The following is a 24,426-nucleotide window of genomic DNA, read 5'->3' on the forward strand; positions in this document are numbered from 1 at the left end:
GCAAGCCGAATATTGCGCTCACATCTGGTTGGATCCTGCGATGAAACTCATCACTGCTGAAGAAGCGGCAAAGCTCGTCCGTGATGGCGACAGCATTCTCGTAAGCGGCTCGGGCGGCGGACATGCCATACCCGAGGCTGTGCTGGAGGCCATCGAGGCACGGTATCTGAAAACCGCGGCACCAAAGGGGCTGACGCTTATCCATGTCGTCGGCCTCGGAGATCGTGCAGCAAAGGGCGCTGCCCGCTTCCATCATGAGGGCATGCTTAAACGCTCCATTACCAGCGCCCTGATCGATTCGCCGGTGCTGATCGAGCTTGCCGCTCGTGATAGGATTCAGTCCTATACGTTGCCGCAGGGTGTCCTGTCGCAGATTATGCGGGATATGGCTGCCGGCAGGCCAGGGCTGATCACCAAGACCGGTCTCCACACTTTCATCGACCCCCGGCAAGGCGGTGGGCGCCAGAGTCCGAGCGCGAAGGAAGATCTGGTGGAACTGATGACAATCGACGGCGAGGAATACCTTCGTTTCAAGCCGTTTCCGCTCGACATCGTATTCCTGCGAGGCTCGACGGCGGACGAGGATGGCAACATTACCATGGAGCACGAAGCGATCTTCGGCGAAATGCTTTCGACCGCGCAGGCGGCGCGTCGCAACGGAGGCCTCGTCATCGTCCAGGTCAAGCGAATGGCGAAGCGGGGAACGTTGCCCGCCAAGAGCGTGAAGATCCCCGGTATCCTCGTCGATTATGTGGTTGTCGATCCCGAGCAGCGACAGACCTACGCCACCGACTATAATCCGGCCTATTCCGGCGAACTGCGGGTCCCGCTGCATGCACTGCGCCGCCTGCCGTTCGACCATCGGAAGATTGTGGCTCGCAGAGCTGCGATGGAAATTGTTCCCGGCGCCATCTGCAATCTCGGCGCTGGCATCTCGACGGGCATATCGGCCGTCGCTTCGGAAGAGGCGATCCTGGATCACATCGTGCTGACGAATGAGCAGGGCTTCATCGGCGGCGCCCCACTTACCGGTCCGGATTCCGGCGCCTCGCAGAATTACGATGCGATCGTCGATCAGCCATATCAGTTTGACTTTTACGACGGCGGCGGTCTCGACATTGCCTTCCTCTCATTTGCCGAGGTCGATCCAATGGGCAACGTCAATATCAGCCGTTTCGGGACTAAGATCGTCGGCGTCGGCGGTTTCATCAACATCAGCCAGAATGCCAAGCACGTCGTGTTCAGCGGAACCTTCACCTCGGGAGGGCTCGAATTGAAGACCGGCGACGGAACGCTAGCCATTGCCCAGGAGGGACGCCACAGGAAGTTTGTCAGCAGTATCGAGCAGATCTGCTACAATGCCGAGTTTGCCGAACGACAGGGCAGGACGGCGCTCTTCGTGACGGAACGGGCAGTCTTCCGCGTCATCGATCGCAGTCTGGAGCTTGTCGAAATCGCGCCGGGGATTGATATCGAGCGCGATATCCATCCTTACATGGCCTTCAGGCCCAGGATATCCCAGAACCTGAAACTCATGGACGCGCGTCTTTTCCGGCCGGAGGCGATGAATCTTATTTCGGACATTGAAAGCAACCGAGCGAAGGCAAGCGAAACGCCCATTCGCCGGACGGGAACGTGATCTCAGATGAAGACGGCTTCGCGCCTCGGAAGGCGATCTCACCATGCGTCTCAGACGTCATGCCGAGATTATCGGTCATGTGCAGCTCGCATCCGTGCCCGACCGAACGGAGCTGGACGATGGCAAAATCAATCTCGTCCGTGTCCTGCGGACGCTTGATGCAATCGGTTATCAGGGCCTGATAGGACCTGAATACAAGCCGCGTGCCGACACGACGATAGTCTTGTCGTGGATCGACCGGATTGATCCGGCTTGAGAGAAATTGAAATGGCTTCGAACGAACTGAGGAAATTCTAATGCGTGTTGCTGTGTTGGGCGCTGCCGGTATGCTGGGGCGTAAACTCGTTGATCGGCTCGTGGAGAACAAGGCGTTGAGCGGTCAGCCGATCCAAGCGTTCGTCCTGCACGACATCGTGCCTCCGGTGCCCCCCGAGGGGGACTTCGGTGTCGAAGTACTGTCCTCGGATTTTTCAGCCGAGGGCGCCGCGCAAAAGATAGTTGCTTCGAAGCCGGACGTCATTTTCCATCTCGCCGCGGTCGTCTCCGGAGAAGCGGAGGCCGATCTCGAAAAGGGCTATTGCGTCAATCTCGACGGAACACGCGCACTATTGGAGGCGATCCGGGCGATCGGCGGGGGCTATCGGCCGCGCTTCGTTTTCACTTCGTCCTTGGCAGTCTTCGGTGCGCCCCTGCCGGACGTCATCCCCGACGATTTCGTGCTGAGGCCGCTTTCGAGCTATGGCGCGCAAAAGGCCATCGGTGAATTGCTTGTCGCCGATTACAGCAGGCGGGGCATCATCGACGGCATTAGCATCCGCCTGCCGACCATCTGCGTTCGGCCCGGTCGACCCAACAAGGCCGCATCCAGCTTTTATTCAGGCATTATTCGTGAGCCGCTGAATGGCGAGGAGGCGGTCCTTCCGGTTGCTCTCGACATGCGTCACTGGTTCGCATCGCCCCGTGCCGCCATCGGATATCTGGTGCGGGCGGCCGAAGTCGATAGCAGCAAGCTAGCCGTCCGCAGCTTGACGATGCCGGGCGTATCCGCAACGGTCGCCGACGAGATCGAAGCATTGCGGAAGGTCGGAGGAGAGAAAGCCGTATCGCTGATCCGCCACGAGCCCGACGGCACCATTCATGCCATCGTCAGTACATGGCCGAAGGCTTTCGATGCCCGCAGGGCGCTCGAACTGGGCTTCACCCCGGACGAGAGTTTCGACGAAATCGTGCAGATATACTGCCAGGACGAGCTGGGGCGCGCTTGACGCCTGCCGCCATCCCTGCACGATCGCCGGACGGCAGGATTATCGGAGGATAAGGAATGCTTCTGGGTGTCATCGCCGCAAAGGAGGTGCGATGACACGATTGGAAGACTGCGCGACGCTTGCAACCAGCCGGGCCAGCGTGCTCTAACCGGCCATGGCCTTCACGCTTCGCCAGCTTCAATATTTCGTCGCCGTCGCCGAGCAAGGCTCGGTGACGCGCGCTGCACAGAATCTGTCCATTTCGCAGTCCTCGGTGACCGAGGCGCTGAAGGAGCTTGAAACGGACCTCGGCGTCGCACTTTTCGAACGTCATCCGCGCGGCCTGACGATTACCCATAACGGTCACCAGTTCCTGCGGCACGCGACGAAGATCCTCGCCACCGTCTCCGATGCGCGCACCAGCTTTGCCGGCCAGCAAAGCGCGCTCACCGGCACGCTCAACATCGGGGTTACCTCGCTGGTGGCGGGCTATGTGCTATCCGACCTTCTTGCGCGATACCGCCGGGCATGCCCGGGCGTCGAAATCAGCGCCATAGAGGACAATGGCAGCTATCTCGAGCACCTGCTGGTGGGCGGAGAGCTGGATGTTGCGGTCATGGTAATTTCCAACCTTCGCGACCGCATGGCGCTGCAGGCGGAAATCCTTGAGACGTCGCCCTACCGCCTCTGGCTGCCGATCGGGCATCCGCTCGTTTCGGCCGATATCATCTCGGTTGCCGATATCGCCCGGGAACCGCTGATCATGCTGACGGTCGACGAGATCGAGGAAAATACCGGAAAGCTGCTTTCGGCGCTCGGCGCGCGCCCGCATGTCGCCTTCCGCACGCGATCGGTGGAAGCGGTTCGCAGCCTTGTGGCCACCGGAGCAGGCGTGGCTCTTCTGCCAGATCTCGTCTACCGACCCTGGTCATTGGAAGGCGACCGCATCGAAAGCCGCGATGTTTCAGGTTCTCTGCCAGTCGTTCAGGTCGGCATGGTATGGCGCAAGGGCTCCAGCCTGCCGCAGGCGGCGCGCGACTTCGTGGGGATCGCGGAAGCGATGCGCTCAGGGCGACTGAGGTCCTGACATATCGGAAATTCCGATATCACCCTTCTGATAAATGAATTTGCGAAAGCGACTTTTTCGCGTCACCTTTCCTTCCGGGAACAAAAATGCCGCTGAAGTGGCAGAAAACCGGGAGACTGACGATGATGGATCTCTTGAAATCCTGTACGGCGGCACTCGCCTGCACGAGTTTTGCGACGCAGGTGATTGCTGCCGAACCTTTGAAGGAACTCGGCAAGGGCGAAGGTGCTGTCAGCATCGTTGCCTGGGCCGGTTATGTCGAGCGCGGCGAGACCGACAAGAATTACGACTGGGTCACCCAGTTCGAAAAGGATACCGGCTGCAAGGTGTCGGTGAAGACGGCGGCCACCTCCGATGAAATGGTTTCGCTGATGAATGAGGGCGGTTTCGATCTCGTCACCGCTTCGGGCGACGCTTCGCTGCGCCTCGTTGCGGGGAAACGCGTTCAGCCGATCAACACCGATCTCATCCCCAGCTTCAAGAACGTCGATGAGCGTCTGCAAAACGCACCCTGGAATACCGTGGGCGGAGTGCATTACGGCGTCCCCTATCTCTGGGGGCCGAACGTTCTGATGTACAACACCGATACGTTCAAGGATAAGGCGCCGACGAGCTGGAACGTTGTCTTCGAGGAGCAGACGCTTCCTGACGGGAAGTCGAACAAGGGTCGTGTTCAGGCCTATGACGGTCCGATCTATATCGCCGACGCCGCCTTGTATCTGATGGCGCACAAGCCGGACCTCGGCATCAAGGATCCCTATGAATTGAACGAGGACCAGTACAAGGCCGCGATCGATCTGCTGCGCGGGCAGCGCAAGATCGTCTCACGCTACTGGCACGATGCGATGATCCAGATCGACGATTTCAAGAATGAAGGCGTCGTCGCTTCGGGCTCCTGGCCGTTCCAGGTGAACCTGCTTCAGACCGACAAGCAGAAGATTGGCTCGACCTTCCCCGAGGAGGGGGTCACCGGCTGGGCGGATACGACCATGCTGCACGCCGACAGCGAGCATCCGAACTGTGCTTACATGTGGATCGAGCATTCGCTGCAGCCCAAGGTCCAGGGCGACGCCGCCGCCTGGTTCGGCGCCGTGCCTTCGGTTCCCGCGGCTTGCAAGGGCAACGAGCTGTTGACCGACGCCGGCTGCAATACCAACGGCTTCGACCATTTCGACAAGATCAAGTTCTGGAAGACGCCGGTCGCCAAATGCACGACGGAAAGCGAATGTGTGCCGTACCATCGGTGGGTGTCGGATTACATCGGCGTGATCGGCGGGCGGTGAGCCCGGCCTGATCTACGAATTGCCCGTCATTCTCTCCCTCTCTCCGCAGCGCGGGGAGAGGGGAGGTTCTCCACGGAATGCAGAAGGCGAAAACCGCGCCATACAATGAATATCGGAATTCCAATGACATCCGCCGTCCGCTTTCAGAAGGTATCGCGCCATTTCGGCCAGGTTCGGGCCGTTGATGGAGTCGACCTCGAGATAGCGCCCGGCGAATTCTTCGCCATGCTTGGCCCCTCCGGCTCCGGCAAGACGACATGCCTGCGCCTTATCGCTGGCTTCGAACAACCGACGAGCGGCCGCATCCAGATCTTCGGCGAGACGGCGGAAGGCATCCCGCCCTATCGCCGCAACGTCAATACCGTGTTTCAGGATTATGCCCTATTCCCGCATCTCAGCATCCTCGACAACGTCGCCTACGGGCTGATGGTCAGGGGCGCCGGCAAGGCTGAAAGGGCCAAAGCCGCCGAGCAGGCGCTAGAGCTGGTCAAGCTTCCGGGCTATGGCGCTCGCCGCCCGGGCCAGCTTTCCGGCGGTCAGCGGCAGCGCGTGGCGCTCGCCCGCGCGCTTGTCAACAAGCCGAAGGTTCTGCTCCTCGATGAGCCGCTCGGCGCGCTGGACCTGAAACTGCGGGAACAGATGCAGGAGGAGCTGAAAAGCCTGCAGCGCGTGCTTGGCATCACCTTCGTCTTCGTGACCCACGATCAGGGCGAGGCGCTGTCCATGGCCGACCGTGTTGCGGTTTTCAACAATGGCGGCATTGTACAGGAAGGCACGCCCCAGGATATCTATCGTCGCCCGAAGACCCGCTTCGTTGCCGATTTCGTCGGCTCGTCGAACGTGATCGCTCCGGATCTGATGGCTTCCCTTGGCGGCAGGAGATGCTGGGCGAGCCTGCGCCCGGAAGCGATCCGGCTTGCGAGCGAGGGCGTGGAGGCCACGGTGGAAAATGCCAGCTTCCTGGGGGCTGCGACGCGTCTTTCGGTCGATATCGGGGGCATGCGTCTACATCTCACGCTTCCCGCGGGGGTGGAGGTTCCCAATGTGGGGTCAACCGTCCGTCTCGCCTGGCAGCCGGCCGACGTGCAATACATGGACGAGCCGATATGACGACGGTCGTTGCAACATCCATCCTGCCCGTTCGTGGCGGATTTGCCGGCAGGCTTTCGGATGTCTTCTGGCGTCACCCGAAACTGCTGCTCTTCCTGATGCTGACACCGCCGCTCCTCTGGCTCGGCGTCATCTACATCGGTTCGCTGATCGCGCTGCTGCTGCAAAGCTTCTTCTCGATCGATGACTTCTCGGGGATGGTGAATTACGAGTTCACCCTTGCGACCTACGCGCAACTGCTGAGCCCGAGCAACTTCGACATCATCGGGCGCACGGTCGCCATGGCGGCGCTCGTGACGATCACCTCGGCTTTCATCGCCTTCCCGATCGCCTATTACGCGGCGCGATACGCACAGGGAAAATGGAAGGCCCTCTTTTATCTCGGCGTCATGCTGCCGCTCTGGTCGAGCTATCTCGTCAAGATCTATGCCTGGAAGCTGATTCTTGCCAAGGAAGGCATTCTTACCTGGCTCTTCGAGAAGCTCCACCTTACCTGGCTCCTCGACGGCATCCTTGCCTTGCCCATCGTCGGCGGGAATTCGCTGTCGGTCAGCTACCTCGGTACTTTCATTGTCTTCGTCTATATCTGGCTGCCCTACATGATCCTGCCGACGCAGGCGGCCCTCGAGCGCGTACCCGCCAACCTTGTCGAGGCAGCCTCCGATCTCGGCGCCACACCGCGCCAGACCTTTCGGACTGTGGTTTTTCCCTTGGCGCTGCCGGGCATTGTCGCGGGCTCGATCTTCACATTCTCTCTGACGCTTGGCGACTACATCATCCCGCAGATCATCGGTTCCTCGCGCCTCTTCATCGGCCAGGCGGTCTATATCCAGCAGGGAACGGCTGGAAACGTACCGCTCGCCGCCGCGTTCTCGGTCGTACCGATCGTCATCATGGCCATCTATCTGTGGCTCGCGAAAAGACAGGGGGCTTTCGATGCGCTCTGACCGTGATCGCAAATCCCCGTTGCTTCTGAGGGCCTCCGCCGCCGGCGGATTGCTCTTCCTGCACGTGCCGATCCTTTTGATCTTCGTCTACGCCTTCACGACGGAGGAAAAAAGCTATCAGTGGCCCCCACCGGGCCTCACCTTGCAATGGTTTGCAATTGCCTGGAATCGACCGGACGTGTGGTCGGCGCTCGGGCTTTCCCTTCAGGTCGCCTGTATCGCAACGGCAATCGCGTTGGTGCTCGGCACGCTGTGTGCGGCTGCCGTCAGCCAGACCAAGTTCTTTGGCCGCGAAGCGATCTCGCTGCTCGTCATTCTGCCGATCGCCTTGCCCGGCATTATCACCGGTATTGCCCTGCGCTCCGCTTTCAGCCTGTTCGATATTCCGTTCTCGGTCTGGACGATCGTGCTCGGGCACGCCACCTTCTGCGTCGTCGTGGTTTATAACAACGCCGTCGCCCGCTTCCGCCGTACCTCCGGCTCGCTGATCGAGGCCTCGATGGATCTGGGCGCCGACGGCTTCCAGACTTTCCGCTATGTCATCCTGCCAAATATCGGCACGGCGCTGCTCGCCGGCGGCATGCTCGCCTTCGCCTTGTCCTTTGACGAAGTCATCGTCACCACCTTTACCGGCGGTCAGCAATCGACGCTGCCGATCTGGATGCTGGAAGAGCTCATTCGCCCGCGCCAGCGGCCTGTCACGAACGTGGTCGCCATGGCCGTCGTCCTCGTCACTTTCGTGCCGATCCTGGCAGCCTACTACCTCACGCGCGACGGCGACCAGATCGCCGGAGCCGGCAAATAAAAGGGAGAACATCATGGACACTGCGATGCTGATTGGATCCCGCTTCGAAGCGGGCACGGAAACGGAAGAGCACATTCTGAACCCGAAGACGGGCGAGACAGTGCTGAAGCTGCCGGAAGCCTCGCTCGGTCAGATCGACGCCGCCGTGGGCGCTGCCGAGAAGGCGTTCAAAACCTGGTCGCAGACGACGCCCGCCGAACGCTCAGGCTATCTGCTCAAGGTCGCCGACGCGATCGAGCGCGATGCGCAAGGATTTGCAACCCTTGAAGCGCTCAACTGCGGCAAGCCGATCAATGCCGTGCTAAACGACGAAATGCCTGCGATCGTCGATTGCTACCGCTTCTTCGCGGGTGCTGTCCGCAATTTGCATGGCCCGGCTGCCGGCGAATACCTGCCCGGACATACCTCGATGATCCGTCGCGATCCGATCGGCATCGTCGGTTCGATCGCGCCGTGGAACTATCCGTTGATGATGATGGCCTGGAAACTGGCACCGGCGATCGCCGGCGGCAATACGGTCGTCTTCAAGCCGTCCGAGCAGACGCCGCTGACGGCGCTGAAGATGGCGAAGCTGCTCTCGGAGATCCTGCCCGAAGGTGTCGTCAACGTCATTCTCGGGCGGGGCGAGACGGTCGGCAACGCGCTCATCAATCATCCGAAGATCGCGATGATCTCGATCACGGGGGATGTCGAGACCGGCAAGAAAGTGCTGCAGGCGGCTGCCAGGACGGTGAAGCGCACGCATTTGGAACTCGGCGGCAAGGCTCCGGTCATCGTCTTCGACGATGCCGATATTGAAGCGGTCGTCGCCGGCATCCGCACCTTCGGCTATTACAATGCCGGTCAGGACTGCACCGCTGCCTGCCGTATCTATGCCGATGCCAGGATTTACGACAACTTCGTCGCAGACCTTTCGTCCGCCGTCTCCGGCATCAAGTTCAATCGGGCCGACGACACCGAGAACGAAATCGGCCCGCTGATCTCGAAGCGCCAGCGCGACCGCGTCGAAAGCTTCGTCACGCGCGCCGCCGAGCATAAGCACATGGAAGTCACCACCGGCGGCAAGGTTGCCGGCGACAAAGGTTTCTTCTTCACGCCGACCGTCATCGCCGGCGCGCGGCAGGAGGACGAGATCGTCAGGCGCGAAGTCTTCGGTCCGGTCGTTTCCGTCACCCGCTTCAGCGAGGTCGAGGACGCGGTCGCCTGGGCAAATGACAGCGATTACGGTCTCGCCTCCTCGGTCTGGACGAAGGATATCGGCCGCGGCATGAAGACGGCCGCTCGCCTGCAATACGGTTGCACCTGGATCAACACGCATTTCATGCTGGTCAATGAAATGCCCCATGGCGGCCTGAAGCAATCCGGCTATGGCAAGGATATGTCGGTCTATGCTTTAGAGGATTACACCGCCGTCCGGCACGTGATGATCAATCACGGGTAAGGCGTGGGATGCAGGGATAGCTTGGGGGCGCGACGAGATTCCGTTTCGTCGCGCCTCGCGTCGTTTATTCAGCGATGCCGACCTTCGATGCTGATCGAACCGTATCCCAAAAGCCGCCCTCGGTCCTCGCAAGATCTTGAAAGAACTTTCGAATAAAATTATTTTATAATGTATGGCGCGCATCAGAATGAATGTGCGCTTTGGTCAGGTTTCATTCGTGGAGGTTTGTTATGCCAAACTCACTTATGGAAGGAAAAAAGGTTCAGGACTGGATCACTCTGGTTCTTGCAATCGCCCTCTTCATTTCGCCCTGGGTCATGGGCTTCATCGTCGATACCACGCCTACCTGGAATGCCTGGATCTCTGGCATCGTACTGGGTGTCCTGGCAATCGCAACGCTGGCCATGTTCGCTCAATGGGAGGAATGGGCCGACCTCGTGGTTGGGCTTTGGGTGATCATTTCGCCGTGGGTCCTCGGCTTCGCGGCGAATGGCAGCGCGAGGTGGACACATGTGGTCCTTGGCGTGCTTGCCGCTGCGGTCGCCCTCTGGGCGGTATTGGACGAGCGACAGCATCCGCACGCCCACGCATGACGGTGAAATAAGGATCTGATTGCGGCCTGGCGTGTCGACAGCTGGCTCGGTGAGTGACCGTTCTTCGGCGATATGCTGGGCTGGTTGCGAGAAGGCCGGACCCGCAGTGCCTCTTACCCTGTGCTACGAACGCACGGGGGTTGTCGCTTTGCCGCTCGTTCCTCGGAATGCCTAATCACCACGCGGCCATGTAAGCCCGTCACGCACAATCGCGTAATAAGCTGCCAGCGATGGTATCTCAGCAGACAAGATTTCGAAGGCAGGATCGAGGGGCGTAAGGGTCTTTGCATATTTCGCATCGAGAAAGGCCCGATGGGCGCCCAGGGCCTCTTCGCTCGCATCAGGAACCACGGTGAAAACCGGTGAGGGCTCGGTGCGACCCTTGACGATGATCCGATCGAGTTCGAGGACAGAATAAGTGCCGCTGACCTGCCTTGCCGTCTCCTCGCCGAGAAGCAGTGCGACGCCATAATTCTTCGAGGCGCCTTCCAGGCGCGAGGCGAGGTTGACGGAGTCGCCAAGGCACGAGTAGTCGAAACGTCGTGTCGAGCCCATATTTCCGACCACGCATTCACCAGTGTTGATGCCGACGCCCATCTTCAGGACATGCGGCAGCACCCCCGTTCGCTTCGCTTCTGCCTCGAGCTGCATATTCAGCTTTGCGATTGCGGCCTGCATGGCAAGAGAGGCGGTGACCGCGTGAAGCGCGTGCTCCGGGTCATCCAGCGGCGCATTCCAGAACGCCATGATGCAGTCCCCCATATATTTGTCGATCGTGCCGCCGTGATCCATGACGATGTCCGACAGCGGGGTCAGCAGCCGGTTGATCAAGCCGGTCAGTTTCTCCGGATCGTCTTTCATGGTCTCGGCGATTGTGGTGAAGCCGCGGACGTCGGAAAATAGGACCGAAAGCGTCCTGCGTTCCCCGCCCAGCTTCAGCTGCGACGGGTCGTCAGAAAGCCTCTTGACGAGGTCGGGTGAGAGATATTGCGAGAAGGCGCGCGTTATCCGTCGCTTGTTCCTGCGCTCCTCGGCGAAGTCGAAAGCTGCCTGCCCGAAGGCGACCGACGCATAGGCGACCGTCGGCCCGAGTGGCGAGACGAAGATGTGGCCAAAACGGAGTCCGGCGTAACTGACGACGGCAAAGACGCAGATCGCGATCAGCGATGCTGCCACCGTCAACCAACCGGTCGATTTCCAGACGGTCGCCGCCGCAAGCAGCGCGGCGATCAGGATGGATCCGGCGAACGGCAAGGTACCTGTCCGGGCAATTGCAAGGCCGCGACGGAGATTGTCGTAGATCGTCGCCTGGATTTCGACCCCGGCGGTCAGCTTGCCGGTATGCATCGTATAGGGCGTTGCAAAAGCGTCGGCCCCTCCCTTGTCGATCTCCGGCGCGTTCTGCAGGCTAAGACCAACGAGGACCACGCGATCCTTGAAAATATCCTTTGGTAGGTAGTTTGGTGGATCGAGCGCCTGGTAATAGGAGACGGTTGGATAGCTGCGCGCCGGACCGAAGGACTGGATCATGGCATTTTGCGGGACGGTTACCTCAGGCGCACCAGCGGCCATCAGAAGGGTCGCAGCAAAGCCATCTGCATAAAGCGGGATGTTGCGGAAGATGCCGTCCCCGCCGAGTTCGATGGCCGCGATACCGGTCCTTGCGCCAGCTTCGATCAGTTGTGGCAGGGGCGTCGCGCGTACCAGCTGATCAGCCTGCGGCGTTTGTATCAACGTCTCGTCGCCGGCGAGCACAATGTCCGGCCCCACAGCCGCTGTAATCGCCGCATCATTCTCGGGCGTGGAAGGTTCGGCCATGATGATATCGAGACCGATTGCTCTGGCGCCGGCAGCGCGCAACTGCCGAACCAGTTCGGCATGCAGGCTCCGTGGCCAAGGCCATTGCGCGTTGATGGTGGCAAGCGACGGCTCGTCGATCGCAACGATCACAGGCCCACCTTCCGGTGGCTGCAGATCGTCGACGGTCGATAGGTAATCGAAGGAGCGAAGCTCCACGAGAGGCCAGGCGGGCAGACGCGACAGCAGCGAGATCGCAATCAACGTTACCAGTACCAGGACGAGCAAGCGCACACCGCGACTGCTGAAAGGCCAACCCGGCGATCGAGAGGATTGGCTGAGAGCAGAGGTGGCGTTCATCAGAAGCGGACCTTGAAGATGCCTTTCACGGTGCGGCCCCAACCGGGAACGCCCGGTGCCACCTCGAAATCCTCGTCCAGCAGATTGAACGCGGCCATTTCGAGGGCAAAGCGCTTGTCAAACGGCTCCCAGACGAGGCTTGCGTCAAGCGTCCAGTAATCGTCGAGGCGTAGGCCGAAGGCGCCGCCGTCGCGCTCACCGATATAGTTGGCGGCCACTGTCACTTTGACGTTGGCTTCGTTCACCCAGGTGACAGCAAGCTGGCCGGATTTTTCGGGAACGAAAGGCAGCGAATTTCCAAACCCGGGGCTTGCCGGATCTTCATCTTTGGACGCAGCATAAGCGAGTGTCCCGGAGAGGCCGAAGCCGTAACCTACGGCGACGTTTGCGGTGGTACTCACGCGGTCGATTCGACCGTCCTTGATATTGATCCCGAACGGAAAGGCGATAAAGGGTACAGTTGCGGGATAGGCCAGGTCGAGATCGTGAATCTCCTGATGCTGGTAGTCTACACTTGTGAAGAAACGCTCAGTCCATTGGGCATCCCACTGCAGGGCAATCGTGTCCGTGTAGCCATCGATACCGACAAATGCCTGGTTCGGCTGTATTCCGAGGATGCCGATCGGCGAAAGCGTCGGTGAGCCGAAATCGAAGCCTTGACGCATGAACGCCGCACGGAGCCAATGATCCTCGATTGGAGCCCAGGCCAAGCCGAAACGTGGCTCGAACCTGCTGCCATCCGTCGTCTCGCCATCGGTCAGCGTTCCGAAGAGTGCGTATTCGCCTTTGAGGTCGGGCGTAATCTCGTGAAGCAAATCCACGTAAGCACGCCCGATGTTGATTCTTTCGTCGACCGGACTCGTCGTAGGGACACCAGCGAACGTGTCCGTGGCCTTGACGTCGATGAATCCACCTTCAAGACCATAGCGCCAGGTCAACTCACCGTCTCCATAAAGGTGGCTGATGGCGGCGATGTAATTCTTCTGCGAGCTGTTGGCGACGCGCTCCAGGATCGGAAACGGCACAGGCGACACGAACAATCCCTGGTCGAGATCGGAACTGATATCGGTATAGAACAGAGCCGTGTTGAGAACGTTTCTGTAGCCGAAGGTGTGGCTCCAGCCGGCTCCAACTGCCGAGACTTTCGTCTCGCTGTCCTGGTCCAATCCGATCGGCGGCGCGCTTATATCCTGTCCGAACTTGTTGTCCGCATGATTCCCGTAAAGCACGAAACGGTTGTCGGGGTCGGGCGTCGCTGTCAAATAGGCGTTTCCGGACAGGATGCGAAGATCGCCGGTGAAGCTACCAGGCCCCACAAGTGGTCCGTACTCGCCCTCCAATGGGGTATGATCCCATTTGACGTTTGCATAGCCGCTAACGGGAAAGGGTTCGTTGGCATAGCCTTGAATTTCAGCTTCGCCAATCAGTTCGTTTTCTCCCGCGGAGCCTGTTACGCCGGCGCCAAGCGAACCTTCCAGGAAGGGCCTGCGGAGAAGATTTGCCGATCGAGAGCGCCCCGACAGCATGTGCGGATCCAGCAGCAAACCCTGGAGCAGGGCGGAGAAGCTGTTTGGGTCGAGTTTGTAGTTATCGATCTCTTCGTCGAAGATATCCGTGTTGACGAAAGGTCTTATGTTGCCCCGGATCGATTGGTCGACATATGAGCTGCCGGCAAACGGATCGAAGACAACGTCGCCATAATAACGGCCCCAGGCATTCAACCCCTGCAGCCGAAAGGCGTTGTTGAGCGTCGAGCCGGCGTCCTGGTTGGCGCCGAGCGAGCCGTAGTAGCCGCCGCGCGCCTTGGAACGGCGCAGGAATTCCTGCGCATACCTGATCGCGCCATCCGCATCATAGTCATCGATGGCGACGGCGGTGCGGAAGGCGGAGATGACGGGATCGTTGTTGTCGAGCCGGTCGGCATTCTCGATCGCTTGATTCGAGGGATCGCGGTCGCCCTTTTCATAGTGGCCGGCTGCCAGAGCCAGTTGTGCGGGCGCGTAACCAGGATTGGCGGTAGAGGCAGCCAGCAGATCGTCGATCGCCTTTTCCATTTCGCCCGTCTGCAAATAGTAGCGCCCGCGCGCCAGGAGAGCGATGTCGAAGGCGGGATCCGCAGCAAGCGCCAAATCGATCTCCCGCTTGGCTTCCGTCATCCGGGATTGGTCGAGATAAAGGATCGCGAGGTTGGCGTGGCTGATCGGGTCGTCGGGGTCGAGCTCAATGGACGTCTTGAAGGCGGCTTCCGCCTCGCGGCTGGCGCCGCGGGCATCCTGCAGCATTCCGAGATCGTTCCATGTCATGGACGAACCCGGCGCAATCCTGATCGCATTGTTGAGGTCTTCGAGAGCGCCTTCAAGGTCGCCTTCGTAATTGGCGCGCATTCGAGCGCGGGCCTGCAATCCGTCAGGATTGAACGGGTCCATCGCCAGCGATCTGTCGATCGCCTCCTTCATCTGAACACGGTCGTTGGTGAGGAGAGCAAGCTGCGCGCGCACGGCGGGCAGGGTGGGGTCTGTCGGATAGCGCGCCTCCGCCTGCTTCATCGTCTCGATCGCAGCAGGGATATCTTCGAGGAAGCCAGCCGTGTAAGCCTTCATCACCGCAGCATAGGGGCCGCTGATATTTTCAGGCGGCTTCTCCACATGATTTGGATCGATGAGCGAACGCGAATAGTAAGCGCCATAGGCGGCGATACCGCGCCGCTGCGGATCAAGCGCCGGCTCTGCGCGTGCGAACAGCCTTGCCGCTTCGTCGTAACGCTTCTCGGCCCCGGCGATCAGGGCCTCGATCAGGTCGGCACGGGCGCGTTGTGGCGCGGAGAGTCTCAAAGCGCGAGCTCTCGCCAAGGAATCGAGTGCCTTCTGGCGGCCGTTAAGCGTCATCTGGATTTCCGCGAGCGATAACCAGTCTTCGGCGCCTCTTGCCTCCAATGCCTTGGCTTCGATACGCTCGCGTTCACTGCGCATCTTCCGCGCGGGAAGGGGCGAGGCCGGCATGAAGGTGAATCCGCCTCGCAGCGTCAGATAGAACAGCATCTGCTCGCGATCGTCAGGCGCGACGATGACGAGCTTGCGCGGCGCCTGCCCGATCGTGGCGACTGCCGCTTCGCCCTTTGCGACCTCGACGCTGCCGTGTTCATTCTTCAATTCGACCCGGCCTTCCAGAACGATCAGCGACGTCTGGTCGCCCTTAACCGTCAGCGTCCAGTCCGTGCCGCGGATTGCCGCAGCGGCGGCCGGTGTCTCGACGGTCAGACCCTGGCCGCCGCGCTGAGCACGAGCCCACATCGTGCCAGATTGAAGGTTCAGGATCGTATCGCCGGCCACCGCCATCTGTTTGACTTGCAATGAAGAATTACGGCCGAGGCGGACCTGCGTGTGATCGGCGAAGAGAATGGCGAGCTGGCCCGTGGCGTTGGTGCGCAGCACGTCGCCGCCAAGCAGGTCCTGGTGGAGAGCGACATCCTGCCAATTGGAAAGATCGACGAAGCGGACTTCCTCGCCGACCTTGCGGTCGATGACGGAGCCGGCGGCTCTGGCGTTTCTCAAAGTAGGATCCGCCGCGGCCGGTTGCGTCAGATAAAACACAACCAGCGCGGTAGAAGCGCCCCCACGCGCGAATCTCGTAAACCCACCCCTCATGTTCGAGGGATTTGTCTGGCCGCGATCGAAAAGTCAATTGGGGTATAAGCAATAGATTTGCTTTGTCGACGAAGTGTAATATCAGAGTAACACTTTGGCCGGGGATAAAACATGAGCGAATTTGAAAACTATTCGGAATTATTGAATAGCTATCCTTCAACAGAGTATGTAAGTTCAGAATATTTTGATCATATCAAGAAAATCAATGATATATTTTACGATCAGATCAAGATTTCAGATCAGAAAGCTGCGTATATCTTTACTTTCATGCTCGCTTTTCTTGTAACCTCCAGCGAGGGACGGGAGGTGTTTGCCTGGGCGCGCTATGCCCAAGGTACGCCACAGGGAATTCTGTTCTCCGCGGGCCTGGCGATCGGCTCGATCGTTTCCATCTTGTCGGCGATTCTAGTGGTATTGCCGCGGCATCTGAACTCCTCGACCTCGCTTTTCTGGGGCGCCTGGCCGAAGCATCGCGACAGCTTTCGCGAGGCTGCGGCCCGGCGCGACGAAGCCTATCTCTTTGATCAGTACATGGAGAACGCGAATATTCTCTCCACTATCGCGCGCGGAAAATACCGTTTCGTAACCTATGCCTTCCGCGGTCTGCTTGTGACCGTTATCGCCTATGTTCTGCTGCTCGTGACCGTATAGCGGCGCAGACTTTAACGGCAACAGGCCGCCGTTTCCCTTGATGCGGGTCAGTTCAACGGATTGCGGCAGGCCTTTTCCTGTCGAGAAGAGAGGCGCGTATAAGCTCGGCCTTGCTCGGAGGAGGCGCGGGCGGCGGTGTTTCCTCCATGGCGGCGCGCTCGCCGTCGCGCTGCTTAAGACTTAGAAACCGTTCCTGGGCAGTAAGGCGGTCAGCCGCCGATACGGGTTCGACTGGCGTTCCGTTGATGTCATGGCGCATCGAGTCCGGCTGGGCCGTCGCGAAATAATAGCGCTTCGAATGCAGGAACGCCCCTGTCGCTCGTCTGAGAGCCGTGACCCCGGCCTCCGGCTTCAAGAGAGGGCGTATGTCATTCCAAAGGCCGATCGCAAACGGTCGGATTGGGTCCCCCGCCTTCGCCGGGAGGATAGAGATCGGCTGGATCAGCATGGCGTTGATCGCATCCGCTTTGCGGATGTCGGATTCATTTGCCTCTATCGGGCCGCGGCTGATCGTCCAGGGTCTGTTCATTTCTGTCTACCTCGTCGTCAACTCCTAGACGCTCATTGTGAATGGATTTTGACGTTTGGACGTTCCGAACCCAGCCTACGCTCATCAGCCTGCTTTTGCATAAGAATTCCATAATGGGAAACGTGCAACTTCATCGGGAATAAAACTACTGCCTTCGAAAATCAGATTTAACATGACTAAAATAATCATATTATATTGACATGGCTTTTGTCGTTCTCTAGCTTCCGCGTCAATTGCGACGTAGGGATCAGCGATGAAGGATAATTTGCTTAATGTTTCTCGGAAGATAACTCTTCCGGGTAGATACGTTTTGTTTGCCACGACCGCGATTTCATTGATCGCCGCATATGCTGGACCGGTCGCAGCTCAAAGTGCCCCCGCCGAGGGCAACGCAACGCAACTGAAGCCCATCACGCTGGAAGGCGGAACAACCTCAGACAGCAAGACCGATCGAATCTCAGTGACCGCAAAAAATAGCGCCGGCGCGACGAAGATCAGTACGCCGTTGGTCGAGACGCCCCGTTCCGTCTCCGTCGTGACGGAGAAGGAAATAGAGGAACGTGGTGCGCAGGACGTGATTGAGACCGTGCGATATACCGCTGGTGTTACGACCGGTCCGAACGGTTTCGATCCGCGTTTCGACCAGATCTTCCTTCGTGGCTACAATGTCACGACCGTGGGCGACTATCGCGACAGTTTGCGGCAGCCATATATGAACTATGGCATGTTCCGGAACGAGCCCTATCAGCTGCAGCGCGTCGAAGTGATCAAGGGTCCGGTTTCGGTTCTCTATGGCGCTGGGTCTCCCGGCGGCCTTGTCAACAAGATCTCGAAGTTTCCGACCGAGGAGCGGATCCGCGAAGTTGGTGTGCTTTATGGCACTGAGGACAGGGCCCAAGCCATGTTCGACTTCAGCGGCCTGGTCAGCGAGGAGAATGACGAAATTCTCTATCGCCTCGTCGGACTTGCCCGCCGCGGCGACACCAACTTCGATATTGCCGATGACCGCTATCTTCTGGCGCCATCCATGACCTGGAGGCCGGACGAAAATACGTCCCTCACGATCTATAGCCTGCTGCAGTCCGATGAGACGGACGCCAATGTCGGCGCCGTCAAAGCGCCGGATGGCACAATCCTGCACTTGCGAGAAAGTGATCCTGATTACGATTACCAGAAGGTTCGACAGCAGCAGGTCGGATATCAATTCGAGCATGAATTCGACAATGGCCTGACGTTCCGCCAGAACCTGCGCTATTCGCATCTCAATCTTCGGGCACGCTACCTTGGCATATCGAGCTGGACCGGCACGGTCGCCCATCGCAATGCCAGTTCCGTCCGGGATGAGCTGAATGTCTTCCAGGTCGATAATCAGCTCGAGGCGAAGTTCGATACAGGTGCGCTTGACCATACGCTCCTCTTCGGCCTCGACTATACGAACGTCAATTCAAGCTTCGGCTATGGCATTGGTGCCGTAGATCCGGCCTTTGACTTCGATATCGCCAATCGAACCTATGGCGTCTCAGGGGCAACACCGTCCTATAATTTCATCGTTGCCGATGCCGATTTGCAGCAGCTCGGTCTCTATGCCATGGATCAGATCGAAGCGGGCAATTGGCGCTTCAATCTGGGTGGCCGCCAGACCTGGGTCGAGCAGACGCGTGACACGACTTATCCATCGTTCGGCTCGAGCGCTGCCGAAGACGTCAACAAGCACGCATTCTCTGTACAAGGCGGCGCGCTCTACCTCTTCGACAATGGTATCGCCCCGTTTGTCTCCTATGCCACCTCCTTCGATCCGGTTGTAAATCGATCGGCGTCCGGCGAAATTCTCCAACCCACGAAGGGCGAGCAGTACGAGCTGGGCGTCAAATATCAACCGCCGGGGACCGATATACTGCTCTCCGCCGTCGCCTATCATATCGTCGAGAAGAACAAGCCCGTCCTGGTCGATCCTTTGACGTCGGTCTATGCATCGCTCGGCGAAGTGACCGGCAAGGGCATCGAGCTCGAGGCCCGGGCCGCCGTCGCGGACGGCCTCGACCTGATTGCGGCCTATACCTACAATCACTCGGAGATCACCGCGGGCGATAACAAGGGCAATGTTCCGGCCGTCACCCCGGCCCATGTCGCCACCCTCTGGGCGAACTATACGTTCCAGGAAACGAACCCGTTCAACGGCCTGTCGGTTGGTGCAGGCATCAGGTATCTCAGCTCGAATTACACGGACACTGCCAACACATCGAAGAATGGTTCCAGCTTCTACGTCGATGCCGCAGTGGCATACGATTTCGGCGCGGTCGACAAGAAATATGAGGGCCTGACGGCAGCCTTCAATATCCGCAACATCGCCGATCATCGCGATACGGTCTGCAATGAAGGCTTCTGCTATCTCGGCCAGGGCCGGAACATGACCGCGTCCCTCAAATACCGGTGGTAACGCATGGCGGCAAACATGAATGGGCGGTCATCGGCCCCGACAACAAAGTCTGACGTCCTTCTCGCCCACCAGCCGGTCGATCTCGACGGACTGGTGGGCGATGGCCCGTTTTCGTACTGCCGCGGCAAGCTGCTGCAAAGCTTGCCCTCGTCAGGTTCCGTGGTCGCGTGCAGCGAACTGTGCAACGTTTCGGTCTTTGAAGATATTATCGCGCAATATGCCCGAAAATTTCCGGGCAGCGACCGGCGCGCGATCGTCTCCATGTGGACCCTCTACTATTTCAGCATGCTGACGATCGCTCCCTCCGTGCATCTGTTCGTCCATCGCATTGGACTGTCCCTAGGACTGAACCACCTTTCATTGGTGTGCAGCCACGACACGGCCGAGCCCGCGGCATTCCTCATGACATCAGACACTTACGCGACCGCCGATCCCGGCGCCGATCTCCACGATTTGATGCTGGGCCATGTTGAGCCACTCATTGCTGCGATCGCGGCAAACGCCGCCGTGGCCCCGAAGCTTCTGTGGAACAATGTCGCCGCATATCTTTCCTGGATCCTCAAGGAAATCGCCCATCGATGCGAACCTGGTCTGGTCGAGGAAGGGCTGGCGTTGCTCAACGAGCCGACCTGGCCAGGCGGCGCCCGCAACCCGATGCATGGGATGATCCGCACGGCCCGCCAGCAATGCGGGTTGGAGTTCGCACGCCGCAAAGTCTGTTGCCTGCGGTATAATCTCCCCGGCGTCGGCGGCTGCGGGGAGGCTTGCCCTCTGCCTGACGGGCGGCACTAGAGCGGTTCAGCTTTTCCTTGAATCGCAGAACCGCTCCAACCTTCTGTTTTTCAGCAATTCCGAACGGAAAACCGCTGCGCACTTTTCCTGGAATTGCTCTAGACCATATGCTGGCCGCATGCGGTCCTGACATCGACTGGCTAGCTCTTCAATGCCACGGAGTCCTTGACGCGCGGGCGCATGATGTAATTCCTGCTGTAGCTATAGGATGCGTTACCGGTGATGGGCTCAAGCAAGCTGGAAAACGGCGTGGTCAAGGTAAAGGTCGCGTTGACGGCAATAAGCTGAACGCCCTCCTCCGCAATGCTCTTCGGGATATCGACCGGAGGGTCGTCGCCCTTGGACAGGACGGTCGTATTGTAAGCCTCGGCCCAATTGACCTTGCTGGTCAGATCGTTGCTGACGTCGACAACTGCGAGCTGAATGGCAAGTTTTCCCGTATCGAAAGGCTCGATGATCGTGGCAGCACCCGTCATGATGGCCTTTACATCGTCGTCCGTCCAGTTCGCCTTCTGCGAGATCATGTCGCCGAGCGTGGCGGCTATCTGGTTCATCTTGCGGCTGACGAGTAGTGCCTGGCTCAAATCGACCGTGCCGGCGAGAAGAACCACCATGATAGGGAAGACAAGAACGAACTCGATGGCCGAGGCACCCCGGCTGTCTCGGAGAAAGCGACGTACCATCCTGGATACAGAGCCTCTCTGCGCCAATCCCGGCTCGAAAATGCCGTTGCCCATCAGAACGGCTCGTTCTTGAAGAGTTCGGCGGCGCTCAGTACATAGCGCCCGTCATTCAGTCTGCTGGAGGAATAGCTGAAGAACTGCAGGGCGGGGGTCCAGGGCAGAAAAGCCTGAATTAGAACATAGTCGCCGGCCCCGCCGATGTTGAAATCCTCTGTCACGGAGAGCGTCCCATTGCTTATGCCGGAGATCTTGCTGACCGAGCTCATGTCCGTGATGACAGTGGCGCGCACCAGCAGATTGTCCGAGCAACTGAACAGATAGGTCAAGTCGCCGCACACTGCCGCCTTGAAGGTCGCCAGATTCCAGCCGTTGGCCGACGCGGTTCCGACCCGTACCTGCCGCGCAGTCTTATGCACAGCCTCATCGAGCGCCGAATTGACGAAATACATGATGGCGATTTCGATGATGGCGAAAATCACCATGAAAAACGGAAGCGCGAGGATAGCGAACTCGATCGCAGCCGCGCCCTGCCTGTTTTCCGCGAAACGCCGCAACAGCGACATTGAAGCCTCACTGGGTTAGCCGAACGCTGGTTAGATATTGCTCGAAGATGGACGAAAGGCCGGACTTGATGTCGTCGGACGCAGACGCGGAGAGAAACAGGTCTTCCGAAGAAGCGCAGCCCTTCAGCGCATAGGGAATATAGTCGCGGCGCGTCGTGCTGGTCGATACGCCGGAACGCATGGTCCCGCCCCAGATCGTCGTGAAGCCGCTCGTTTTCATGGTCTCGCCGACGGTCATGTTGTATCCCCAGTCGAGGGGGATCGACAGATATTCGGTGTAGAGCACGCCGATCGTCACGCCGTTATCTTTCATCGTTTGGCACCACTTCGGATTGAGCGGCGAAACCTTCGGCTGATAGGGAAAATAGGAGGAGTCGAAGTAAAGGCAGGTCGAGCCTTGGCTCTTGACGCACTTCCACTTGTTCTGTGGATTGTGGAGCACCCAATCGCGTGTCGATTCAACACCGTCGGTGAGCAGCAGGACAAGTTTGAGGGGAGAGGAAGCACTGCTGCCGTCGCCGGCCGTTCCCACTAATTTCGTCAGCTGCGGGAGCGATGCATCGAAATAGGTCGCATCCTCCGACGTGGCACTGTTGAGATTTTTGGAATCGTCATCGACATATTTGTAAGCGGTCGAGGTGGAAGAGGTGGGGGCGAGGACCTGCTTGGCACTTGCACCGATCGTGTAAAGCCCGACCTGGATATGGCTGGTCGATGCATTCGCGTCGCCGATCATGGCCAGCACTTCCTTGACGGCCTCGACCGACACGTCGGCGCGCAGGCTTATGCCCATTGCCTTCGCAAGCGCGTAGACGGTGCTATAGGTGTTTCCGTTGTACTTGTAGGTCGTTCCCTCCGAGGTGTGGCAAGCGAATTCGCATCTCGCCTGGCTCCTTAAGGATGCTTGACCCGATGTTGTGGCCGCCAACAGCATCGATGCCGACTTGTCCACTACGATATAGACGTCCATGTAGGATAGTCCCGGTCCCACGACCGAGGAAATCGCCGAGACATTCACGGAGTTGACATTCGCAAGCTCCATGAAGGTCGTCGCAACACTGGCGGTTGCGACCGCCTGAATCGTTTTATCTGTCTTGCTGATTTTTATATTGCTGTCGGACAGCGAATATTTGCCAGCCGCAAGGTCCGTCTGAGCGGCAAACCAAGTCTCGACTTTTTGCTGAAGCTTGTCAGTTTCCTTCGTGCCCACGTCCTTGACGGCGGCGATCAAGGCCGCGTCGAGATCGGTCTGCATTTTCGCCTGGATGTTGTAGGCGCGCACATAGTCGATACAGCAGCCGACGGCGAGCAGAAGCGGGACCAGGATCAGCGCAAAGGCGATCGCGATATTTCCTTCATTACTGCCAAGCAATGCGGCACCGGCAGCCAGCCAACATCTCCTTATGGACGCAAATCTCGATCTCAAAATAGGACCACCCACGGCTCGAATGGCCGCAAATGTTGGCGGCGAACACTTATCCGAGGGTAAATGTGACGGGGCGCTGCCTATCCAGATCGCGCAAATCCATCCGCTTTGCGCAGGAACTCTCCAACGATACCCTGCAGTCGCCCCGATCCTCAGAGATATCGTCCCATCGAGACTTGGCAGACGCGGAATTGGAGTGCACTTCGAAAAGGACGCTGATTTCCCTTGCCATGGAGGCCCTTGTCAGGCGCCGGCACAGCGATTTCAGAGGCACGGCATAAATCTTGCTATGCATAAATCTAACGTGAGGGGCGAGGCTACCGGGAGGAATAAATGCAGCTTTCGTCATCAATTGCCGCATCGTTCATCAGATTCGCTTGATTAGCATGCCCGTAAACGCGCCATTTAACTTTTCGCCTCGCTTTCAAGGCTCGACTTTCGAGCATATGACCGAGACTTTTTCCGACACCTTTGGCCCGTTTGATGCATGGCCTCTCGGCCGGGAGCGAAAATTCGTCTGGAAAGCCGATGTCCAGTCGGATGGAACACTGTCGCTCGTCACCGGGCAATATCCTTCCGAATGGTGCGTGCGAGCCGTGCCTGAAACGGCAGAGTGGCTATCGATCATCGTGCCGCGCGAGGGCGCCATCAACGTCACGCTTGGGCGCAAGGCCATCGAAGGAACGCCTGGGCGATTGCTGCTTGTGAACAACCACGAGGCGGAGCGTTTTTTCGTGCTGGGAGAGCCGCATCTGTCAGACGTACTGCGCCTGAATTGGATCGTGATTGCCCAAAAAATGGCGGCAATATTGGACGCACCGCTGACCCGGGCGCTGGAACTGTCGCCGGTCGTCGATCTCTCCTCATCGTCCGGCCAGCTGGTCAACAATCTCGCCCAGACGATCATCAACGGCATGCGAAATAACGGACCGCTGCTTCGTTCGCCAATCGCCATGTCGCACCTGACCGAGGCATTTGCCGACCTCATATTACGGTCAGTTCCCCACCGGTTCTCGCATGTGCTGGACAGGAAAATCCCGCTGATCGCGCCATGGCATGTGCGCCGCGCCATCGAATTCATGCATGCGAACATCGGACAACCATTCACGATGCAGGATGTTGCAGGGGCGGTGGGGGTTTCGGTCCGCGCTCTTGAAACCGGCTTTCGAGCCTTCAGGGCAACAACGCCGGCAGCCCATCTGCGGACCATGCGCTTGCGCGCGGTCCGCGAGGACCTGCTCGATCCCGCAAACCGCCAATCGGTGCGGAATATATGCCTGAAGTGGGGGTTCTTTCATTTCGGCCGTTTTGCGGCCCTTTATCGAGTGAGCCATGGCGAGAACCCTTCGGACACGCGCAAACGGTCCGGCGTTGCCGGACAGCCGTAGTCCGAAA

21 protein-coding genes are annotated in these 24,426 nt (G+C 59.0%); 14 read left to right on the top strand and 7 right to left on the bottom strand.

Annotated features, from left to right (window positions below; all coding sequences use genetic code 11):
* The first annotated feature begins 40 nt into the window (after nucleotides 1-40).
* The 10 genes from AAE029_RS01125 (at nucleotide 41) to AAE029_RS01170 (ending at nucleotide 10,149) form a co-directional block, all read left to right on the top strand.
* Nucleotides 41-1,639, top strand: a complete 1,599-nt coding sequence (locus AAE029_RS01125) for an acyl CoA:acetate/3-ketoacid CoA transferase (protein ID WP_371070942.1) — start codon at nucleotides 41-43, stop codon at nucleotides 1,637-1,639.
* Nucleotides 1,640-1,682: 43 nt separating this feature from the next.
* Nucleotides 1,683-1,895 carry a TIM barrel protein gene (locus tag AAE029_RS01130; RefSeq protein ID WP_371070943.1) on the top strand — a complete coding sequence of 71 codons (213 nt, stop codon included), beginning with the start codon at nucleotides 1,683-1,685 and terminating at the stop codon, nucleotides 1,893-1,895.
* A gap of 40 nt (nucleotides 1,896-1,935) precedes the next feature.
* Entirely contained in the window at nucleotides 1,936-2,904 is a 969-nt protein-coding gene (denD, locus tag AAE029_RS01135; RefSeq protein ID WP_371070944.1) for a D-erythronate dehydrogenase, read from the top strand.
* Between the two features lie 154 nt (nucleotides 2,905-3,058).
* The gene (locus tag AAE029_RS01140) at nucleotides 3,059-3,970 is read left to right on the top strand and encodes a LysR family transcriptional regulator (protein ID WP_371070945.1); all 912 of its coding nucleotides are present in this window, start codon (nucleotides 3,059-3,061) and stop codon (nucleotides 3,968-3,970) included.
* A 122-nt stretch (nucleotides 3,971-4,092) separates the two neighbouring features.
* Nucleotides 4,093-5,253, top strand: coding sequence for an ABC transporter substrate-binding protein (locus tag AAE029_RS01145; RefSeq protein WP_371070946.1), 1,161 nt, complete (start codon nucleotides 4,093-4,095; stop codon nucleotides 5,251-5,253).
* Between the two features lie 123 nt (nucleotides 5,254-5,376).
* The gene (locus AAE029_RS01150) at nucleotides 5,377-6,363 is read left to right on the top strand and encodes an ABC transporter ATP-binding protein (RefSeq protein ID WP_371070947.1); all 987 of its coding nucleotides are present in this window, start codon (nucleotides 5,377-5,379) and stop codon (nucleotides 6,361-6,363) included.
* Nucleotides 6,360-7,310 (top strand): ABC transporter permease, encoded by a 951-nt coding sequence (locus tag AAE029_RS01155; RefSeq protein ID WP_371070948.1) that lies wholly within the window; start codon nucleotides 6,360-6,362, stop codon nucleotides 7,308-7,310. Before AAE029_RS01150 ends, AAE029_RS01155 begins: the two co-directional genes overlap by 4 nt.
* Nucleotides 7,300-8,115 (top strand): ABC transporter permease, encoded by an 816-nt coding sequence (locus AAE029_RS01160; RefSeq protein ID WP_371070949.1) that lies wholly within the window; start codon nucleotides 7,300-7,302, stop codon nucleotides 8,113-8,115. The genes AAE029_RS01155 and AAE029_RS01160 overlap by 11 nt, the downstream gene beginning before the upstream one ends.
* Before the next feature lie 13 nt (nucleotides 8,116-8,128).
* Nucleotides 8,129-9,556 (top strand): gamma-aminobutyraldehyde dehydrogenase, encoded by a 1,428-nt coding sequence (locus AAE029_RS01165; protein WP_371070950.1) that lies wholly within the window; start codon nucleotides 8,129-8,131, stop codon nucleotides 9,554-9,556.
* Between the two features lie 230 nt (nucleotides 9,557-9,786).
* A complete protein-coding gene (locus tag AAE029_RS01170) occupies nucleotides 9,787-10,149 on the top strand; it encodes an SPW repeat protein (protein ID WP_371070951.1) in 363 nt (120 codons plus the stop codon).
* Nucleotides 10,150-10,320: 171 nt separating this feature from the next.
* On the opposite strand, the gene AAE029_RS01175 is transcribed toward AAE029_RS01170, so the two are convergent.
* Nucleotides 10,321-12,306, bottom strand: a complete 1,986-nt coding sequence (locus tag AAE029_RS01175; RefSeq protein WP_371070952.1) for a CHASE2 domain-containing protein — start codon at nucleotides 12,304-12,306, stop codon at nucleotides 10,321-10,323.
* The gene (locus tag AAE029_RS01180) at nucleotides 12,306-15,950 is read right to left on the bottom strand and encodes a FecR domain-containing protein (protein ID WP_371070953.1); all 3,645 of its coding nucleotides are present in this window, start codon (nucleotides 15,948-15,950) and stop codon (nucleotides 12,306-12,308) included. The genes AAE029_RS01175 and AAE029_RS01180 overlap by 1 nt, the downstream gene beginning before the upstream one ends.
* Nucleotides 15,951-16,061: 111 nt before the next feature.
* Between AAE029_RS01180 and AAE029_RS01185 the strand changes: the two genes are divergently transcribed.
* The gene (locus tag AAE029_RS01185; RefSeq protein ID WP_371070954.1) at nucleotides 16,062-16,601 is read left to right on the top strand and encodes a Pycsar system effector family protein; all 540 of its coding nucleotides are present in this window, start codon (nucleotides 16,062-16,064) and stop codon (nucleotides 16,599-16,601) included.
* Nucleotides 16,602-16,653: 52 nt separating this feature from the next.
* On the opposite strand, the gene AAE029_RS01190 is transcribed toward AAE029_RS01185, so the two are convergent.
* Together AAE029_RS01190 and AAE029_RS01195 are read right to left on the bottom strand one after the other, a co-directional pair.
* Nucleotides 16,654-17,130 carry a ProQ/FINO family protein gene (locus AAE029_RS01190; RefSeq protein ID WP_371070955.1) on the bottom strand — a complete coding sequence of 159 codons (477 nt, stop codon included), beginning with the start codon at nucleotides 17,128-17,130 and terminating at the stop codon, nucleotides 16,654-16,656.
* 84 nt (nucleotides 17,131-17,214) lie between these two features.
* On the bottom strand, nucleotides 17,215-17,451 hold the full coding sequence (locus tag AAE029_RS01195; RefSeq protein ID WP_371071550.1) for a hypothetical protein: 237 nt from the start codon (nucleotides 17,449-17,451) through the stop codon (nucleotides 17,215-17,217).
* Between AAE029_RS01195 and AAE029_RS01200 the strand changes: the two genes are divergently transcribed.
* On the top strand, nucleotides 17,384-19,567 hold the full coding sequence (locus tag AAE029_RS01200; protein ID WP_371070956.1) for a TonB-dependent siderophore receptor: 2,184 nt from the start codon (nucleotides 17,384-17,386) through the stop codon (nucleotides 19,565-19,567). The genes AAE029_RS01195 and AAE029_RS01200 overlap by 68 nt on opposite strands.
* A gap of 3 nt (nucleotides 19,568-19,570) precedes the next feature.
* Nucleotides 19,571-20,359: a siderophore-iron reductase FhuF gene (fhuF, locus tag AAE029_RS01205; RefSeq protein WP_371070957.1), complete on the top strand. Its 789-nt coding sequence runs from the start codon at nucleotides 19,571-19,573 to the stop codon at nucleotides 20,357-20,359.
* A gap of 140 nt (nucleotides 20,360-20,499) precedes the next feature.
* Here fhuF and AAE029_RS01210 read toward each other — a convergent pair whose 3' ends face one another.
* The 3 genes from AAE029_RS01210 to AAE029_RS01220 are packed head-to-tail and all read right to left on the bottom strand — an operon-like array spanning nucleotide 20,500 to nucleotide 22,977.
* The gene (locus AAE029_RS01210) at nucleotides 20,500-21,096 is read right to left on the bottom strand and encodes a TadE/TadG family type IV pilus assembly protein (protein WP_371070958.1); all 597 of its coding nucleotides are present in this window, start codon (nucleotides 21,094-21,096) and stop codon (nucleotides 20,500-20,502) included.
* Nucleotides 21,096-21,605 carry a TadE/TadG family type IV pilus assembly protein gene (locus AAE029_RS01215; RefSeq protein ID WP_371070959.1) on the bottom strand — a complete coding sequence of 170 codons (510 nt, stop codon included), beginning with the start codon at nucleotides 21,603-21,605 and terminating at the stop codon, nucleotides 21,096-21,098. The genes AAE029_RS01210 and AAE029_RS01215 overlap by 1 nt, the downstream gene beginning before the upstream one ends.
* Nucleotides 21,606-21,612: 7 nt before the next feature.
* Nucleotides 21,613-22,977, bottom strand: coding sequence for a TadE/TadG family type IV pilus assembly protein (locus AAE029_RS01220; protein ID WP_371070960.1), 1,365 nt, complete (start codon nucleotides 22,975-22,977; stop codon nucleotides 21,613-21,615).
* A 440-nt stretch (nucleotides 22,978-23,417) separates the two neighbouring features.
* Between AAE029_RS01220 and AAE029_RS01225 the strand changes: the two genes are divergently transcribed.
* On the top strand, nucleotides 23,418-24,419 hold the full coding sequence (locus AAE029_RS01225; RefSeq protein WP_371071521.1) for a helix-turn-helix transcriptional regulator: 1,002 nt from the start codon (nucleotides 23,418-23,420) through the stop codon (nucleotides 24,417-24,419).
* Nucleotides 24,420-24,426 lie beyond the last annotated feature (7 nt).

Source organism: Sinorhizobium sp. CB7, assembly GCF_041357635.1.
GTDB lineage: Bacteria > Pseudomonadota > Alphaproteobacteria > Rhizobiales > Rhizobiaceae > Rhizobium.

Coding starts and splice junctions, on each gene's coding strand:
- AAE029_RS01125 (WP_371070942.1), top strand. CDS start 41: ATGAAACTCATCACTGCTGAAGAAGCGGCAAAGCTCGTCCGTGATGGC.
- AAE029_RS01130 (WP_371070943.1), top strand. CDS start 1,683: ATGCGTCTCAGACGTCATGCCGAGATTATCGGTCATGTGCAGCTCGCA.
- denD (WP_371070944.1), top strand. CDS start 1,936: ATGCGTGTTGCTGTGTTGGGCGCTGCCGGTATGCTGGGGCGTAAACTC.
- AAE029_RS01140 (WP_371070945.1), top strand. CDS start 3,059: ATGGCCTTCACGCTTCGCCAGCTTCAATATTTCGTCGCCGTCGCCGAG.
- AAE029_RS01145 (WP_371070946.1), top strand. CDS start 4,093: ATGATGGATCTCTTGAAATCCTGTACGGCGGCACTCGCCTGCACGAGT.
- AAE029_RS01150 (WP_371070947.1), top strand. CDS start 5,377: ATGACATCCGCCGTCCGCTTTCAGAAGGTATCGCGCCATTTCGGCCAG.
- AAE029_RS01155 (WP_371070948.1), top strand. CDS start 6,360: ATGACGACGGTCGTTGCAACATCCATCCTGCCCGTTCGTGGCGGATTT.
- AAE029_RS01160 (WP_371070949.1), top strand. CDS start 7,300: ATGCGCTCTGACCGTGATCGCAAATCCCCGTTGCTTCTGAGGGCCTCC.
- AAE029_RS01165 (WP_371070950.1), top strand. CDS start 8,129: ATGGACACTGCGATGCTGATTGGATCCCGCTTCGAAGCGGGCACGGAA.
- AAE029_RS01170 (WP_371070951.1), top strand. CDS start 9,787: ATGCCAAACTCACTTATGGAAGGAAAAAAGGTTCAGGACTGGATCACT.
- AAE029_RS01175 (WP_371070952.1), bottom strand. CDS start 12,306: ATGAACGCCACCTCTGCTCTCAGCCAATCCTCTCGATCGCCGGGTTGG.
- AAE029_RS01180 (WP_371070953.1), bottom strand. CDS start 15,950: ATGAGGGGTGGGTTTACGAGATTCGCGCGTGGGGGCGCTTCTACCGCG.
- AAE029_RS01185 (WP_371070954.1), top strand. CDS start 16,062: ATGAGCGAATTTGAAAACTATTCGGAATTATTGAATAGCTATCCTTCA.
- AAE029_RS01190 (WP_371070955.1), bottom strand. CDS start 17,130: ATGAACAGACCCTGGACGATCAGCCGCGGCCCGATAGAGGCAAATGAA.
- AAE029_RS01200 (WP_371070956.1), top strand. CDS start 17,384: ATGAAGGATAATTTGCTTAATGTTTCTCGGAAGATAACTCTTCCGGGT.
- fhuF (WP_371070957.1), top strand. CDS start 19,571: ATGGCGGCAAACATGAATGGGCGGTCATCGGCCCCGACAACAAAGTCT.
- AAE029_RS01210 (WP_371070958.1), bottom strand. CDS start 21,096: ATGGGCAACGGCATTTTCGAGCCGGGATTGGCGCAGAGAGGCTCTGTA.
- AAE029_RS01215 (WP_371070959.1), bottom strand. CDS start 21,605: ATGTCGCTGTTGCGGCGTTTCGCGGAAAACAGGCAGGGCGCGGCTGCG.
- AAE029_RS01225 (WP_371071521.1), top strand. CDS start 23,418: ATGCCCGTAAACGCGCCATTTAACTTTTCGCCTCGCTTTCAAGGCTCG.